The organism is Streptomyces sp. NK08204, assembly GCF_020400585.1.
Classification (GTDB): Bacteria; Actinomycetota; Actinomycetes; order Streptomycetales; family Streptomycetaceae; genus Streptomyces.
The window spans coordinates 74,689-89,391 of sequence record NZ_JAINVF010000012.1; the positions used below are offsets into that span (position 1 = coordinate 74,689).

Annotated in this window: 9 protein-coding genes; 7 read left to right on the top strand and 2 right to left on the bottom strand. The window is 73.3% G+C overall.

Annotated features, from left to right (window positions below; genetic code table 11):
• Window positions 1-59 precede the first annotated feature (59 nt).
• Complete coding sequence (locus tag K7G59_RS19865; protein WP_225836051.1) at window positions 60-1,139, bottom strand: serine hydrolase; 1,080 nt, start codon at window positions 1,137-1,139, stop codon at window positions 60-62.
• Window positions 1,140-1,330: 191 nt separating this feature from the next.
• On the opposite strand from K7G59_RS19865, the gene K7G59_RS19870 reads away from it, so the two are divergent.
• From K7G59_RS19870 to K7G59_RS19890, 5 genes are all read left to right on the top strand, one after another.
• Window positions 1,331-3,358, top strand: coding sequence for a serine/threonine-protein kinase (locus tag K7G59_RS19870; protein WP_225836052.1), 2,028 nt, complete (start codon window positions 1,331-1,333; stop codon window positions 3,356-3,358).
• Between the two features lie 145 nt (window positions 3,359-3,503).
• A complete protein-coding gene (locus K7G59_RS19875) occupies window positions 3,504-6,077 on the top strand; it encodes a protein kinase (protein ID WP_225836053.1) in 2,574 nt (857 codons plus the stop codon).
• 162 nt (window positions 6,078-6,239) lie between these two features.
• Window positions 6,240-8,003 carry a serine/threonine-protein kinase gene (locus K7G59_RS19880; RefSeq protein WP_225836054.1) on the top strand — a complete coding sequence of 588 codons (1,764 nt, stop codon included), beginning with the start codon at window positions 6,240-6,242 and terminating at the stop codon, window positions 8,001-8,003.
• A gap of 93 nt (window positions 8,004-8,096) precedes the next feature.
• Window positions 8,097-9,941: a serine/threonine-protein kinase gene (locus K7G59_RS19885; protein WP_225836056.1), complete on the top strand. Its 1,845-nt coding sequence runs from the start codon at window positions 8,097-8,099 to the stop codon at window positions 9,939-9,941.
• 53 nt (window positions 9,942-9,994) lie between these two features.
• Complete coding sequence (locus K7G59_RS19890) at window positions 9,995-11,653, top strand: serine/threonine-protein kinase (protein WP_225836058.1); 1,659 nt, start codon at window positions 9,995-9,997, stop codon at window positions 11,651-11,653.
• Window positions 11,654-11,693: 40 nt separating this feature from the next.
• Here the strand turns inward: K7G59_RS19890 and K7G59_RS19895 are convergent, their stop codons facing one another.
• Window positions 11,694-12,419 carry a helix-turn-helix domain-containing protein gene (locus K7G59_RS19895; protein ID WP_225836060.1) on the bottom strand — a complete coding sequence of 242 codons (726 nt, stop codon included), beginning with the start codon at window positions 12,417-12,419 and terminating at the stop codon, window positions 11,694-11,696.
• A 237-nt stretch (window positions 12,420-12,656) separates the two neighbouring features.
• On the opposite strand from K7G59_RS19895, the gene K7G59_RS19900 reads away from it, so the two are divergent.
• Together K7G59_RS19900 and K7G59_RS19905 are read left to right on the top strand one after the other, a co-directional pair.
• A complete protein-coding gene (locus K7G59_RS19900; RefSeq protein WP_225836063.1) occupies window positions 12,657-13,322 on the top strand; it encodes a DUF4097 family beta strand repeat-containing protein in 666 nt (221 codons plus the stop codon).
• A 363-nt stretch (window positions 13,323-13,685) separates the two neighbouring features.
• Entirely contained in the window at window positions 13,686-14,582 is an 897-nt protein-coding gene (locus K7G59_RS19905) for a serine/threonine-protein kinase (RefSeq protein WP_308295060.1), read from the top strand.
• The last annotated feature ends 121 nt before the right edge of the window (window positions 14,583-14,703 follow it).

Genomic DNA, 14,703 nt, shown 5'->3' on the forward strand with positions numbered 1-14,703 from the left:
GACGGACATCACCCGAACGAGTGTCCCTGGCCGGGATCTCTGCCGGGGGCCCGGCCGTTCTACCGGGTGCGAGGGCAGAACTCGGCGGCGAGCAGCGAGCCTTGGAGCCGGGCGTCCGCCATCGCGTCCGTGTTCACACGGAAGGTGAGGACACGCCGGCCGTCGACGGTGGCTGCGGTGCGCACGTAGCTGCCGGATATCCGTCCGTTGTGTCCCCACACCGTGATGCCGCACGGGAGCTTTGCCGGAAAGATCCCCATGCCGTACAGGCCGTGTGTGGCACGGGTGTCGAGCATCTCGCGCAGCCGGCGCGGGGGCAGCAGCCGGCCGCCCAGCAGCGCCGCGTAGAAGCGGTCCAGGTCGGCCAGCGTGGTCACCAGCTCGCCCGCGGCCCCGGCCACCCGCGGGTCGAGCCGGGTGACGTCGGAGCCGTCGGCGGCGAAGGCGCGGCCGTGCGGCGAGGGCAGCGTGGTGCGGGCGCCCGGGAAGGAGGTGCCCGTCAGACGGAGAGGGGTGATGATGCGGCGCCGGGCCTCGTCGGCGTAGGACCGGCCGGTGACCTGGCGGATGACCTGGCCGAGCAGGACGTAGTTGGTGCTGGAGTAGGAGAAGCGGCCCGCGCGGGCCGGAGGGAGGGCGAGCGCGATGCGGACGGCCTGAAGCGGAGTCAGAGGTACGGTGCCCCGAGTGGTTTGGACGAAGTCCGGGAGACCGCTGGTGTGCGTGAGCAGGGCGCGCAGGGTGATGCGCCGTCCGTCGGTTCCGGGCCCGCGGAGCAGTCCGGGCAGGTACCGCTCCACAGGATCGGACAGGGAGAGCCGGTTCTGCGCGGCCAGTTGCAGGACGACCACCGCGATGAAGGTCTTGGTGATGCTGCCGGCTCGGAAGTGGTCGGCACGGGCGATGCCGCGACCTGCCGCCGCGTAGTGGGAGCGGGTGCCGGTGCGGTCCAGCAGGGCCGCGGCGCGGGTCTCGTCCCGGCCGGTGAGCAGAGGCAGGACCATGTCCGTGGCCCGGGCCGCGGAGGTGTCACCGGCTGCGGAGGTCTCACCGGCTGCGGAGGTGTCACCTGTCGTGGTGGGGGCGAGCAGCAGGCCCAGGAGCGCCGGAATGGCCAGGACCGTCCGAAGCGTTGGCATCCGGGCTCCCCCTCGGTTCAATGGGTGACAGGCTCGTTCGCAGGTCATCATTCCGACAAGCGGAACACATCATTCACCCGGCCTGACGGTGCACGCACCACAGGGCCGGGCCGGGGACACCCTGGACGTCGGCCACTTGTCGAGTGAGAGACAATGGAGGCTCTGTCAGGGCCGGTTGCACGAGGGGACGCATGTCGGAGGCGGAGCGGGCGGGGACATCTCGCCAGGAGACTCGTCAGGACACGAGCGAGCGTCGTCTCCTCGCCGGGCGGTACCGGCTGGGAGACGTGCTGGGCCGTGGCGGCATGGGCACGGTCTGGCGGGCCGAGGACGAGACCCTGGGCCGGACGGTCGCCGTCAAGGAGCTGCGGTTCCCGTCGAACATCGACGAGGAGGAGAAGCGGCGCCTGATCACGCGCACCCTGCGCGAGGCCAAGGCGATCGCCCGGATCCGCAACAACAGCGCGGTGACGGTCTTCGACGTGGTCGACGAGGACGACCGGCCGTGGATCGTCATGGAGTTGGTCGAGGGCAAGTCGCTCGCCGAGGTGATCCGCGAGGACGGCCTGCTGGAGCCGAGGCGTGCCGCCGAGGTCGGGCTTGCCATCCTCGACGTGCTGCGTTCCGCGCACCGCGAGGGCATCCTGCACCGGGACGTGAAGCCGTCCAACGTGCTCATCGCCGAGGACGGCCGGGTCGTGCTCACCGACTTCGGTATCGCCCAGGTCGAGGGCGACCCGTCCATCACCTCCACCGGCATGCTCGTCGGCGCGCCCTCCTACATCTCCCCGGAGCGCGCCCGCGGGCACAAGCCGGGACCCGCGGCCGACCTGTGGTCGCTGGGCGGCCTGCTGTACGCGGCGGTCGAGGGCGTGCCCCCGTACGACAAGGGCTCGGCGATCGCCACGCTCACAGCGGTGATGACCGAACCCCTGGAGGAGCCCAAGAACGCGGGCCCGCTCAGGGACGTCATCTACGGCCTGCTCACCAAGGACCCGGCCCAGCGGCTCGACGACGCCGGTGCCCGCGCCCTGCTCAACGCGGTGATCCGCGCCCCCGAGCCGGAGTCGGTGGAGGCTACGCGCGTGGTTCCGCTGCCGGCGCAGCCCGGCGGCCCCGAGGGCAGGCGGGGCGAGGATGCGGCGGAGAAGTTGCGCGGGGCCCTGCGTTCGGTCCGTAAGGCAGGTGCCGGCACCGCGGCAGCGGGCACGCGGCCGAAGAAGGGGGGCGACACGGCGACGCCGAGTGCCGGCGGGGTTGCGGGCAGGGCCTCCGATGGTGCCGGCACGGCGGGTTCGGCTTCCGCGGGGGCCGGTGCCGGAGCGCGCGGCGCGCGGGGTGTTCCGGCCCAGGGATCCGCTGCCGGGGCCAACCCCGACCCGGCCAGGACGAGTTCCGGGACGGGCAAGCCCAGTTCCGGGTGGCCCGTGGTGCCGCCGCCGGACCTGGACCTGCCGCCGCGGCCGGTGCCGAGGGCGCCGCTCACCGACGTGGTGCCCAGGCGCACGCTGGTGATCGTCGCCGTGGTGGTCCTCCTCGCGGTGATCGGCACTGTGCTGGCCCTCACGCTGGGCGGCGGCAAGGGGGACAAGAGCGGCAGCGGGGCCGAGGCCGCCGCGAGCAGCGCCTCCGCCGGTCAGGGCAAGGGCAAGGGCAAGGACCAGGGCAGCGGGGCGCGGGCCGACGGCAGGACTTCGGCCTCGGCCGCCACCGGCCCGTCCACCGGGACGGGCACGGGCGCGTCCGCCGGCTCCGGGTCGTCGGGCGCCAAGAGCGGCGGGAGCGCGCCGGTGGCGTCGACCCGCAAGGGCACCCAGGGCTACTCCATCGGGCTGCCCAAGGGGTGGACGTACCAGTCGACCGGCACCGCCGGAGACCGCTACACCGGGCCCGACGGGCAGAAGCTGCTCATCGGCTGGACCGATACGCCCAAGGACGACCCGGTGGCGGACTGGCAGGCCCAGGAGCGTCGCATGGTGCGCCTCCAGTACACGAAGATCCGCATCGAGAAGGTGGGCTACCGCGGCTGGAACGCGGCCGACTGGGAATTCACCTACGTCGAGGGCGGCACCAAGTTCCGCAGCGTCGACCGGGGGTTCGTGGTGAACGACCATCTCGGCTACGCGCTGATGTACACCGCGAAAGCCTCGAACTGGGGCAGCGATCTGAGCAGGGACACGTGGAAGACGCTGCGGAGGTCCTTCCAGCCCAGGGCGTGAGGTGCACAGCCCCGGAGCCGGGACGGTTGAAGACGGGAGAATCCGCCATCCCCTCAATGCGGGTTGCCTCCGGCACGTATCGTGAATGGTTGCGGACCGTACGCAGCCGGGTGCGGATGCGGAACGGGTCGTTAGGTGAACGGATGTGAGCGACCGGGCGGCCGGGGGAGGCAACGTGGACGACTACGCGGGTCGGGTGCTCGCCGACCGCTACCGCCTGCCGCTGCCGCCCTCCGACGAGTACGAACTGACCGAGACCTACGCCTTCGACACCTACAGCGGTCAGGAAGTGCTGGTGCGGCAGGTGCCGTTGCCGGAGGTCGTCGAGGCCGAGGTGCTCGACGCCGAAGGGCTGCCCGAGGGCTTCACCGCCCGTGAGAGCGGAACACCCCGGGTGCCTGCCGCCCGGTCCGCGACCCGCCGGCCCGCTGATCCGGCGGTGCGGCGCGCCGTCGAAGCCGCGCAGGCGGCGGCCCGTATCCCCGACCATCCGCGCCTCGACCAGGTCTTCGACGTGTTCGCCGAGGGCGGTTCGCTGTGGGTCGTCAGCGAGGCGGTGGCCGCGCGTCCGCTGGCCGCGCTGCTGGCCGAGCAGCCGCTGACGCCCTTCCGGGCGGCCGAGGTCGCTTCCGACGTGCTCATGGCACTGCGGGTGCTGCACGCCCACGGCTGGGTGCACCGCAACATCACCGCCCGCACGGTGCTCGTCTGCGACGACGGCCGGGTGATGCTGACCGGCCTCGCGGTCGGCGCGGCGGAGGAGGCGCTCTGCGGGTACGACCCGGTGCCGGTCCAGGGCGGCCCAGAAGGGCCGGAGGGGCCGGAGGGGCCGGAAGAGCCGGGGACAGGGGGGCCAGGAAGGCCAGGAAGGCCAGGAAGGCCGGAGGGGCAGTCCGCCGGCGGTCAGGGGCTCGGTCACGCCGCAGGAGGGCCGGGCGCTCTCGGTGCCGTCGCCGACCCCGAGGCGGCCAGGCGTGCCGCGATCCAGGCACGCGCGGCCGGTGCGCTGCCGGTGCCGGGCGCGGCCGGGGCCGCGGAGGGCACCGGGCTGCCCGCGCGGCGGGCGCCGGAGACCGGCGAGGACATCCGTGCGGCCCGAGCCGGAGCCATCGCCGCCTACCGGGCGGGAGCCCGGGCCGCCGCCCAGGTGCAGGAGACCCAGCGACGCCCCGCCCTGCCCGGGGCCCGCCCGCCCGCCGAGGGCAGCACAGGCGACACCGGTGCGGGCGCGGGCGGGCACGGCGGTACGGCGCAACGGCCGTACCCCGCCGGGCAGCAGCCGTACGTCCCCGGACAGGACGGCACCGGCACCGCCCCGCCCGGACGGATAGCCGACCCCTACGGGGTGCACGGCGCCCCCGCTTCCCTGCCCGGGCACGATGCCTCGCCCCCGGGCGGCGGTGTCTCCCTGCCCGTGCAGGCCGCACAGCGGTCCCGTTGGGACGAGGGGGACGGTGCGGGTGCGGCCCGGCGGGGCCCCTCGACCGCGCTGGGGGCCGAGCGGGCCCGGCAGGTGCGGATGACCGTCGTGGGGCCGGTGACCGAGCGCTGGGCGCCCGAGCAGGCCGGGCCCGTGCACGAGAACTGGCAGCTGGCGGCGCCGATCGGCCCGGCCACCGACCTGTGGGCGCTCGGGGCGCTGCTGTTCCGGGCGGTGCAGGGGCATGCGCCGTACCCCGAGGAGTCCACCGCCGAGCTGGTGCAGCTGGTGTGCGCGGAGCCGCCCGCTTTCGCCGAGGAGTGCGGCCCGATCCGGCCCGTCGTGGAGTCGCTGCTGCGTCAGGACCCCACCGAACGGCTGGACTTCGAGGAGCTGAACGGCTGGCTGCGTTCGCTGGTGCGCTCCGCGCCCGAACCGGATGCCGGCAGTCATGTCGTGCCCGTTCCGCCCGCCGACCCGACCCGGCTGCCGATCATCCGGCGCCGGGGCGAGCTGGTGCGGCGGCGCCGCGCCGGGCTGCCCGTGACACATCCGCACGGTCGGCACAAGCGGGCCCGGGAGGAGGCCGGTTCGCCGCGCAGCCTCGGCAGGACCCTGCTGCTGCTGATCCTGCTCCTGCTGGCCGGCGCGGTCGCGTACGCGATGCTGTTCATGCCGAAACAGGGGGAGAGCGGCGCGACGGGCGGCGATCGTACCGGCGCCGCCGGCGAGGCAGGTGCCGTGCACCCGTCCACACCCCGGCCGTCCTCCGGGCAGTCGGCGGACGGCAGCCCCTCGGAGTCCGCGCCCGCCACCGAGCCCCAGACGGGCGGCGACCCTTCGGTGGCCGACGGGTTCACTCTGCGAACGGACCCGGACGGTTTCCGCATCGCCGTCGCCAGGGGCTGGAGCCGCACGCCCAAGAACGGCAGCGGCCAGGTGGTGTACGCCCACGGGAACTTCGAGCTGCTCGTCGTACCGGGAAGGGACGGCGCGTCGACGTACGGCAGCGACCCGATGGTGTATCAGCGGGACAAGGAGCCTGAACTCCAGCCGTACCGGAACTCCAGTTGGGCCACCGCCAGCGGGCTGCGCACCATCGAGGTGGGCGGACGCGCCATGGCGGAGGGGCAGTTCACCTGGACCGACGCACAGGGCCGCGATCTGTTCGTGCGCAACATGGCGATCCTGCTGAACGGCCGCTACCACATCGTCCAGGTCCGTGGCCCGGAGGCGGAGCGGGACGAGGTGACGCGGTTGTACGAGGAGGCTACCGCGACGTACCGCTACACGCGTTGAGCACCGTGTGCACGGGCCGGGCAGCGCACCGTTCGGTTCCCGTTCACGGGCAGAAGCGACAACCGTCACAGTGCGGTTTCCTTGGCGCTCTGCAGGTTCCCAGAGGGCAGAGCGGTCCTTAGTCTGACCCTGTCAAGACCATTGCGGGGCAACGTGAATCAGATGCAGGGCCTGCTCATCGCGGGCCGCTACCGGCTTGCCGACTCCATCGGCAGCGGCGGCATGGGGCGGGTGTGGCGCGCCCATGACGAGGTGCTGAACCGGACGGTGGCCGTCAAGGAGTTGACCGCAGCGCTCTACGTCTCCGAGAGCGACCAGGCCGTCCTGCTCGCCCGTACCCGGGCCGAGGCGCGGGCCGCCGCACGCATCAACCACTCCGCCGTCGTCACCGTGCACGACGTCCTGGAACACGACGGCCGCCCCTGGATCGTGATGGAGCTGGTCGAGGGCAACTCGCTGGCCGACGCGGTCAAGGAGCGCGGCCGGGTCGAGCCCCAGGAAGCCGCGCGGATCGGGCTGTGGGTGTTGCGGGCGCTGCGCGCCGCGCACACGGCCGGCGTGCTGCACCGGGACGTCAAGCCCGGCAACGTGCTGCTCGGCCGGGACGGCCGGGTGCTGCTCACCGACTTCGGCATCGCCCAGATCGAGGGCGACACGACCATCACCCGCACCGGCGAGGTCGTCGGCTCGGTCGACTACCTCGCTCCTGAGCGCGTCCGCGGCCACGACCCAGGCCCCTCTTCCGACCTGTGGGCGCTCGGCGCCACGCTGTACACGGCCGTCGAGGGCCGGTCGCCGTTCCGCCGCACCTCGCCGCTGAGCACCATGCAGGCGGTCGTCGAGGAGGATGCCGACGAGCCGCGTCATGCCGGACCGCTCGGCCCCGTCGTCGCCGCGCTGCTGCGCAAGGAACCGGCCCAGCGGCCGAGCGCGGAGGAGACGGAGCAGATGCTCGCCGAGGCGGCGGAGGGCCGCCGGCCGGGCGTGGCACAGGCGTTCGTGCCGACGCAGGGCGCGGGCGTGGTCCGGGGAGGACCGTACGGCGCCGGAGCGGGCGCCTCGGGCCCGGGGTACGGCAGTGGGACGGCCGCTGCTCCCTACGGCTCCGGGGCGGGCGGTTACGGCTCCGGTGCGGGGGAGGGCGGCTACGGGCCGGGTGGCCCCGGCGGTTCCGTCACCGGGCCGACGGGGGTGACCCCCACGGTGGTGGGCCATGCTGCGGGCCCGGCAGCGGTCCGGCCCCGCTCCCGGCGGCGGATGCGCACGCTCGCGCTGGTCGTCGCCGTCGCTGCCGTGCTCGGCGGCGGCGCGGCGGTGGCCTTCCAGAAGTGGACCGGGGCGGAACGGCCCGCCGAGTTGTCGGCTACGCGGGAGACCTCGGATCCGGCGGTGTCGGCCGGCGCCAGCGCCAGTGCCAGTGCCAGCGCCGGACCCGGCCAGGCGGGCACCGTCCCGGACGACTGGAAACGGTACGACGACCCGCTCGGCTTCAGCCTCTTTCTGCCCAAGGGCTGGAAGCGGAAGGTGTACGGCATCCAGGGCGACCTCAAACAGATCGACTACTCGCCCGACAACGGCCTGCACTTCGTGCGCATCTCGATTGACCGCTCACCGGACTTCGCCGACGCCTACCTGCACCAGAAGGACCTCGAACTCCAGCAGCATCTGGTCGGCTACAAGCGAGAGCGGATGGAGGAGGGCATCTACCGGGACCGCAAGAGCTCGTTGTGGGAGTTCACCTGGAACGCGCTGGCGAAGGACCCGCCGTTCGTCTCCGGTCCGCGGCACGCGATCGACGAGACGTACTTCTCGCGCCAGGGCACCGAGTACGCCATCTACATGTCGACTCCCGCCGAGGACTGGGCGAAGACCAGCCAGCAGTTCAAGTGGGTGCTGCAGAGCTGGCAGCAGCCGAAGGAGGGCTGACCCGGGGCGGCCCGTTCCGGCCGGTCACCGTCCCGGCGTCTTGGCCGGTCACCGTCCCGGAGCGGATGGGTCCCGTGCGGCATGATGGGGCGCATGGGGACCGAGGGCGCCGACTTCCGTGTGATCGCGGGCCGCTACCGCCTCGAGGCGCGCATCGGGCGCGGCGGAATGGGCGTCGTGTGGCGGGCGAGAGACGAGGTGCTGGGCCGCCTGGTCGCGGTCAAGGAACTCCTCGCGGACGACTCGCTCCCCGGCGACGACACCCGCCGCCGCCGTGACCGCACCTTCCGCGAGGCGCGGGCGGTCGCCCAGCTGCGGCACCCGAACATCGTCGTCGTCCACGACGTCGTGGAGCAGGACGAGCGGCCGTACCTCGTCATGGAGTTCATCGAGGGCGGCTCGCTCGCCGACCGGATCGCCACGCGCGGCCCGGTCGACGCCGCCGAGGCCGCGCGGATCGGCATCGCCCTGCTGGGCGCGCTGCACACGGCGCACGAGGCCGGCGTACTGCACCGGGACATCAAGCCCGCCAACGTCCTGATCGAGTCCGGCAGCGACCGGGTGGTGCTCACGGACTTCGGGATCGCACAGGTCGCGGGTGCGACGACGCTCACCGAGACCGGCTCCTTCGTCGGCTCGCCCGAGTACACCGCCCCGGAGCGGATGTCCGGCACCCGCACCGGGCCCGAGTCCGACCTCTGGTCGCTGGGTGCCCTGCTGTGCACCGCGCTCAGCGGCGAGTCGCCGTTCCGGCGCGACTCGCTCGGCGGCATCCTGCATGCCGTCGTCGCCGCCGAGATCTGTCCGCCGACGCAGGCGGCGCCGCTCCTGCCCGTCGTACGGGGCCTGCTCGAACGCGACCCGGACCGGCGGCTGGGCGCGGTGGACGCCGAGCGGATGCTGCGCGCCTACCTGGAGACCGGGCGGACACCGTCCGCGCCGGGCGGCGCCCCGGGTGCTCCCGGTACACCCGGTACCGGGCGGATCCACAGGATCGGCGGGGGCCGTGCGGGGCGGTCGGGGGCCGCCGGTGGTCGTGCGCCGGCGACCGGTGCGGGCGGGGAGCATACGGCGAACCCCGTGGCGCCCGGCGACGGAGAAGGCCTGGTGCCGGATCCCGCGCCGCCCGGGGGCGGCGGCCGTGCGACCGAGTCCGCCGTGCACGCCATGCCCGCCACGCCGGCGCCGTACACCCCGACCGAGCGGGACGTGCCGCGCGCCGGTGCCGAGCCCGGTGCCGGGACGCTGTGGGCCGACGCGCCCGGAGCGCCGGCCCGGCCGTCCACCCGCACCGTGCTGGTCGGAGCGCTGCTCGTCGTCGCGTTGGCCGGGGCCGGAGCGGCGGGGGCGGTGCTGCTGATGGACCGCGGTGGACACGGGGGCGCCGGCACGCCGGGCGGTACGGCGACCAGCCCGGCGGCGCACACCAGCGCGAGCGCGTCGCCCTCCCCGACGACCGGCACTCCCTCGCGCGCGACCGACTCGCATACGGCACCCTCGGGTTACCGCACCGTCAAGGAGCCCGCCGGTTTCACCCTCGCCGTACCGGAGGACTTCGAGCGCAGCCCGCAGGGCGAGCGCGTCTTCTACCTGTCCCCCGGCGGGACCTTCCGGCTCGGCATCCGGGTGGCCGCGCCCGAGGCGGGCGGCCCGACGGAGGCGATGAACCGGGCGGCGGCCGACGGGCCGAGCACGAACCCCGGTTACCACGACGGCCGGGTCACCCGGACCACGCACCGCGGACACCCCGCCGCGTTCTGGGAGTTCAGCTGGAACGGCTTCAGCGCGGCGCAGGGCCCGCGGCACACCTACGACCTGTGCTGGGAAGAGGGCGGACGGCTGTACGACGTGTGGGTGTCGGCGCCGGTGGGGAAGGTGCGCGAGGCACGGGAGTACTTCGACGTGGCCATCGACACCTTCTCGGTCACGGGTCGGTGACCGGTTCGCGAGCGCGCTGGATGTCCGCACTCCTGGCGCGATAGGGATGGACCATGCGCAATGACGGGGGAGCCGGACAGGCCGGCCGCGGGGTCGACGACACGACGAGTTTTGTTCTGCAACCGCCGCAGCCGCAGCCGTACTTCGTCCCCGCCCAGCAGACGGCCGCCCAGCAAGCGGCCGCCCAGGAGGCCGCTGTCCGGCACCCCGCCCAGGAACCGGGTGTGGGACGGCTGATCGCCGGGCGCTACCGGCTGCTCGCCAAGCTGGGGCACGGCGGCATGGGCACCGTATGGCGGGCCAAGGACGAGACGGTGGACCGGGAGGTCGCCGTCAAGGAGCCCCGCGTACCGGATCACCTTTCCGAGCGCGAACGGTCCAACGCCTACGAGCGGATGCGCCGGGAGGCCCGCGCGGCGGCCCGGCTCGACCACCCGGCGGTGGTGGACGTGCACGACGTCGCGGTCGTCGACGGCCGCCCGTGGATCGTCATGGAGCTGGTCCACGGCCGTTCGCTGGGCGACGCACTCCGGGAAGGCACGCTCGACGCGCGCGAGGCGGCCCGCATCGGCCTCGAGGTGCTCGGCGCGCTGGAGGCGGCGCACGCGGCGGGCGTCCTGCACCGGGACGTCAAGCCCGACAACGTGCTGCTGGGCCGGTACGGCCGGGTGGTCCTCACGGACTTCGGCATCGCGCAGATCGAGGGCGAGACGCGGCTGACGGACACCGGCGGCTTCGTCGGCTCGCCCGAATACATCGCGCCGGAGCGGGTGTTGGGCCTGCGTCCTGGTCCGGCCGCCGACCTGTGGTCCCTCGGCGTGGTGCTCTACTCGGCCACCGAGGGCGTCTCCCCGTTCCGGCGCAGCAACACCCCGGCCACCCTCCAGTCCGTCCTCAACGCCACCCCGGCCGCCCCCTCCGCCGCGCGGGGCCCGCTGGCCGACGCCATCAACGGCCTGCTCCACAAGGACCCCGCGCAGCGCCTTGCGGCGGCCCGGGTCCGCGCCCTGCTGGAGGCGGCGTCGAGCCCGCCGGCGCCCGTCCAGCAGGTCTTCGTCCAGGCGCCCGCCCCCACCGCGGCCCGCTCCCGCCGACCGGGCCGCACGGTGTGGCTGGGCGCCGGTGCCGGCGCGGCGCTGGTCGCGGCGGTGTCGGCGTACCTGCTGCTCGTCGGCCCGTCCTCCGGCGGGCTGCCCGACGGCTGGGCGCAGCGGCAGGACAGCGGTCTCGGCGCCACCCTCGCCGTCCCCGCGGGTTACCAGGTCACCCGGCCCGGCAAGGACGACACCGACAGGAACTGGGTGACGTACGCCGACTGGAGCGGCGACGTCTCGGTCACCCTGAGCCTCGCCCGGAGGTCCGAGGACTCCCTGCACAAGATCCAGAGCAGCGCGCCCGCTCAGATGTACGCCGACAACGAGAGGTTCAAGAACGAGGGCGAGTACGCGCTCGACATGCCCAAGGGTCCGCGGACGGCCCCGGAGAGGAACGCCACCTACCAGGGCAGGCAGGCCGCCGAGAACACCGTCGCCTACACGACCGACGACTCGCAGAACCCCCGGCCCCGCGAGCTCCAGATCTTCTACTACCGCACCAAGGCGGGCGACATGTACCGGCTCACCGTCTGCTATCCGGGCAAGGGCGACTTCACGGCCCGCGGCCGGGAGGTGGCGAAGGCGGCGATCGCCAACCTGCGCATCGACGAGCCGTGACCCGCAGCCCGGCAACTCCGCCGCGCGGCGCAGGTGCGTCTCATGGCTGTGACGCGTCGGGCTTGGTGTGGAGGACTTCGCGGGCCTGTTCGGCGGCGCGGGTGATGCTTTCGCTGATGAAGTCGAGGAAGCGGGCGATGTTCTCCAGGCGGGTGGCCGCAGGGGTGTCGCGGCCGAGGACGGCGACGCCTTGACGTGCGGTTTCGACGAGCTGATCGTTGGACCGGGCGCTGGCGATCGTCGCCTGGTAGAAGAGTTCGTCGTCGACGACGTAGCGGTCGCGGCGGCGTTCGTCGCGTTCTCGGCGGACGAGGCTCTGGCTCTCCAGGAAGGCGATCGCCTTGGAGATGGACGCCGGGCTGACCTGGAGGCGCTGGGCGAGCTGGGCCGCGGTGAGGCTGCCCGCGTCGGTGGTGAACAGGCAGGTCAGCACCCGGGCCGTCATCTTGGGCAGGCCCGAGGCCATGAGGACGGTGGTGAGTGTCTCCTCGTACTCGGCCACGGCCTCGGCGTCGCGTCCGTGCGGCTGGGGAACTGACTGTGACTCTCGGGCGGAGGCGGGCCTGCGCCGGTGAGCGCGGCGTTCGGCGGCACGGTGGGCCAGGTCGGCTCGGTAGGCGGTGGGGCCGCCGTTGCGCATCACCTCACGTGTGACCGTCGAGGTCGGACGGTCGAGGCGCCGGGCGATCTCGGCGTAGGGGAGGCTGTCGGCCAGCCCCAGCGCGATCTGCCGGCGTTCCTGCTGGGTGAGCCTGCCTCCCGGCATCGCGTCTCCTTGGTGTTCCTTCACGGTGTTCCCTGTTCCCCGACCATAGCGTTCACTTCCCCCTCATTGCAACGATCCGACCTGTCATCGTTGCGTTGCGGCTGAGTCCATTGCAACAGTTCCTCTCAATCTACCTGCATGTTTGTTGATTTCACGCAACGAGCTTGTTGATGAGATCTGGAAAGCAACGTAGCGTTTCTGGTGTTGGAAACAACAAACGACCAACGGGAGACCACGATGCAGAAGTTCGCCACCCCCGCCCCGATCTCCGTCGTCCTGGCCATCCCCGCCGGGCGCGTCCAGTTCATCGCCGCCGACCGTGCCGACACCACCGTCGAGGTCCTGCCCGCCAACCCCTCCAAGAGCCGCGACGTCCAGACCGCCGAACAGGCCACCGTCGCCTACGCCGACGGCCTCCTGCGGATCAGCACCCCCGAGCCCGGGAACAAGCTCTTCGGCCCTTCCGGATCCCTGGAGGTCACCGTCCAACTGCCCGCCGGCTCCCGCATCGAGGGCAGGGCCGCCGGCTCCGAACTCCGCGGTGTCGGCCGCCTCGGCGACGTCGTCTTCGACGGCGCGTATCGCCGGATCAAGATCGATGAGGCCGCGAGCGTCCGCCTCACTGCGATCGACGGTGACGTCGAGGTCGGCCGACTGGGAGGCGCCGCGGAGATCAGCACCGCGAGGGGCGACATCCGGATCAACGAAGCCGTGCGCGGCACGGTCGTGCTCCGCACCCAGTCCGGCGACATCACGGTCGCCGCCGCCGTCGGCGTCTCGGCCGCCCTGGACGCCGGCACCGGCTACGGCCGCATCAGCAACGCCCTCAAGAACGACGGCACCGCCGATGTGGACATCCGCGCCACCACCTCCCACGGCGACATCACCGCCCGCAGCCTCTGAAGGAGCGGAAACGGGAAGGTCCGGCCGGTCCACCGGTCGGCCCACCGGTCGAAGTCCCTTGCCGGTCGGCGCGGATGACGCGAGCGTCCGTCCCGGCGTCCGGCGGACGGTTCCCTCGCGGCCGCCGTCCGGTACGCCGGGGGCCGTTCGCGCGGCCAGGGGTGTGGACCGGGCGGTGCCGGTGGGCCGGTCCTGTGGAGGAGCGGGCTGTTCCGGATCCGGGCCCCGCCCGCTCCGGTCCGCTGCGGGTGCCGGACCCTCCGGGCGCGCTGCCCTGCCCGGTCCATGCCCGCAATCCCGCCTGCCCGGACCCAGGGCCAGCCGACTTCGACAACGACGCGGTGCGCACGGTACTCATGTGACATGACTGCAGACGGCGAACACCCGGCCGACGGACGTCTGATCGGCGGGCGCTACCGGCTCGCCGAACGGATCGGGGCCGGGCCGACCGGAACCGTCTGGCGGGCCCGGGACGAACAGGGGCAACGCGACGTCGCCGTCAAGCAGCCGGTCCTGCCCGGCGATTGCGCCGACGAGGAGAGCCAGCGGTTCGCACATCGGCTCTCCACGGAGGCGCGGGCCGCGGCCCGGGTGCGGCACGCCTCGGCCGTCGCCGTGCACGACGTCGTCATGGAGGAGAACGGACTCCCCTGGATCGTCATGGAGTTGGTGGCGGGCGAGTCCCTCCGGGAGATCCTGCGGCGCGGACCCCTTCCGCCCGTCGAGGCCGCGCGGATCGGGCTCGCCGTTCTCGGCGCGCTGCGCGCCGCCCACGCCGTCGGCATCGTGCACCGGGACATCAAGCCCTCCAACGTACTGGTCGAGTCCGGCACCGGACGGGTCGTCGTCACCGACTTCGGGATCGGGGACGGGCACGCCGAGGACGCCCCCGCCGGATTCGTCGCGCCGGAGCGGGCCGCGGGACGCGGCACCGCCGGTCCGGCCTCCGACCTGTGGTCGCTGGGCGCGCTGCTGAGTGCCGCGACGGGTGACGCGGACACCGGACAGCTGGCGCCGCTGCTCACCCGGCTGCACGAGCCGCTCCCCGAGGCGCGGCCGAACGCGGAGGAGGTCGCGGAGTCACTCGCGCAGTACCTCGGCTTCACCACCGTGGAGACCCTCACCGAAGCCACGGAAACCAGGGAGTCGGCCCCCGCGCCCGTCCCCGCTCCGCTACCCGTCACCCCACCGCAGCCCCGCCGCCGCACCCCCCTGGCCGCCCTCACGCTCCTCCTCGCGAAGAAACCCGGAACCGAGTGATCGTCACCCGGCAACGCCCCTGATCAGGGCGTTTCTTGCCAGTGATCACTGGCGACATGTGAGCGGTCCGTGAATCGTCATTACCGACGGGTACACAAACCCTCCGCTCGGGCATACCCTG

Coding starts and splice junctions, on each gene's coding strand:
- K7G59_RS19885 (WP_225836056.1), top strand. CDS start 8,097: ATGGGGACCGAGGGCGCCGACTTCCGTGTGATCGCGGGCCGCTACCGC.
- K7G59_RS19870 (WP_225836052.1), top strand. CDS start 1,331: ATGTCGGAGGCGGAGCGGGCGGGGACATCTCGCCAGGAGACTCGTCAG.
- K7G59_RS19890 (WP_225836058.1), top strand. CDS start 9,995: ATGCGCAATGACGGGGGAGCCGGACAGGCCGGCCGCGGGGTCGACGAC.
- K7G59_RS19865 (WP_225836051.1), bottom strand. CDS start 1,139: ATGCCAACGCTTCGGACGGTCCTGGCCATTCCGGCGCTCCTGGGCCTG.
- K7G59_RS19880 (WP_225836054.1), top strand. CDS start 6,240: ATGCAGGGCCTGCTCATCGCGGGCCGCTACCGGCTTGCCGACTCCATC.
- K7G59_RS19900 (WP_225836063.1), top strand. CDS start 12,657: ATGCAGAAGTTCGCCACCCCCGCCCCGATCTCCGTCGTCCTGGCCATC.
- K7G59_RS19895 (WP_225836060.1), bottom strand. CDS start 12,419: ATGCCGGGAGGCAGGCTCACCCAGCAGGAACGCCGGCAGATCGCGCTG.
- K7G59_RS19905 (WP_308295060.1), top strand. CDS start 13,686: ATGACTGCAGACGGCGAACACCCGGCCGACGGACGTCTGATCGGCGGG.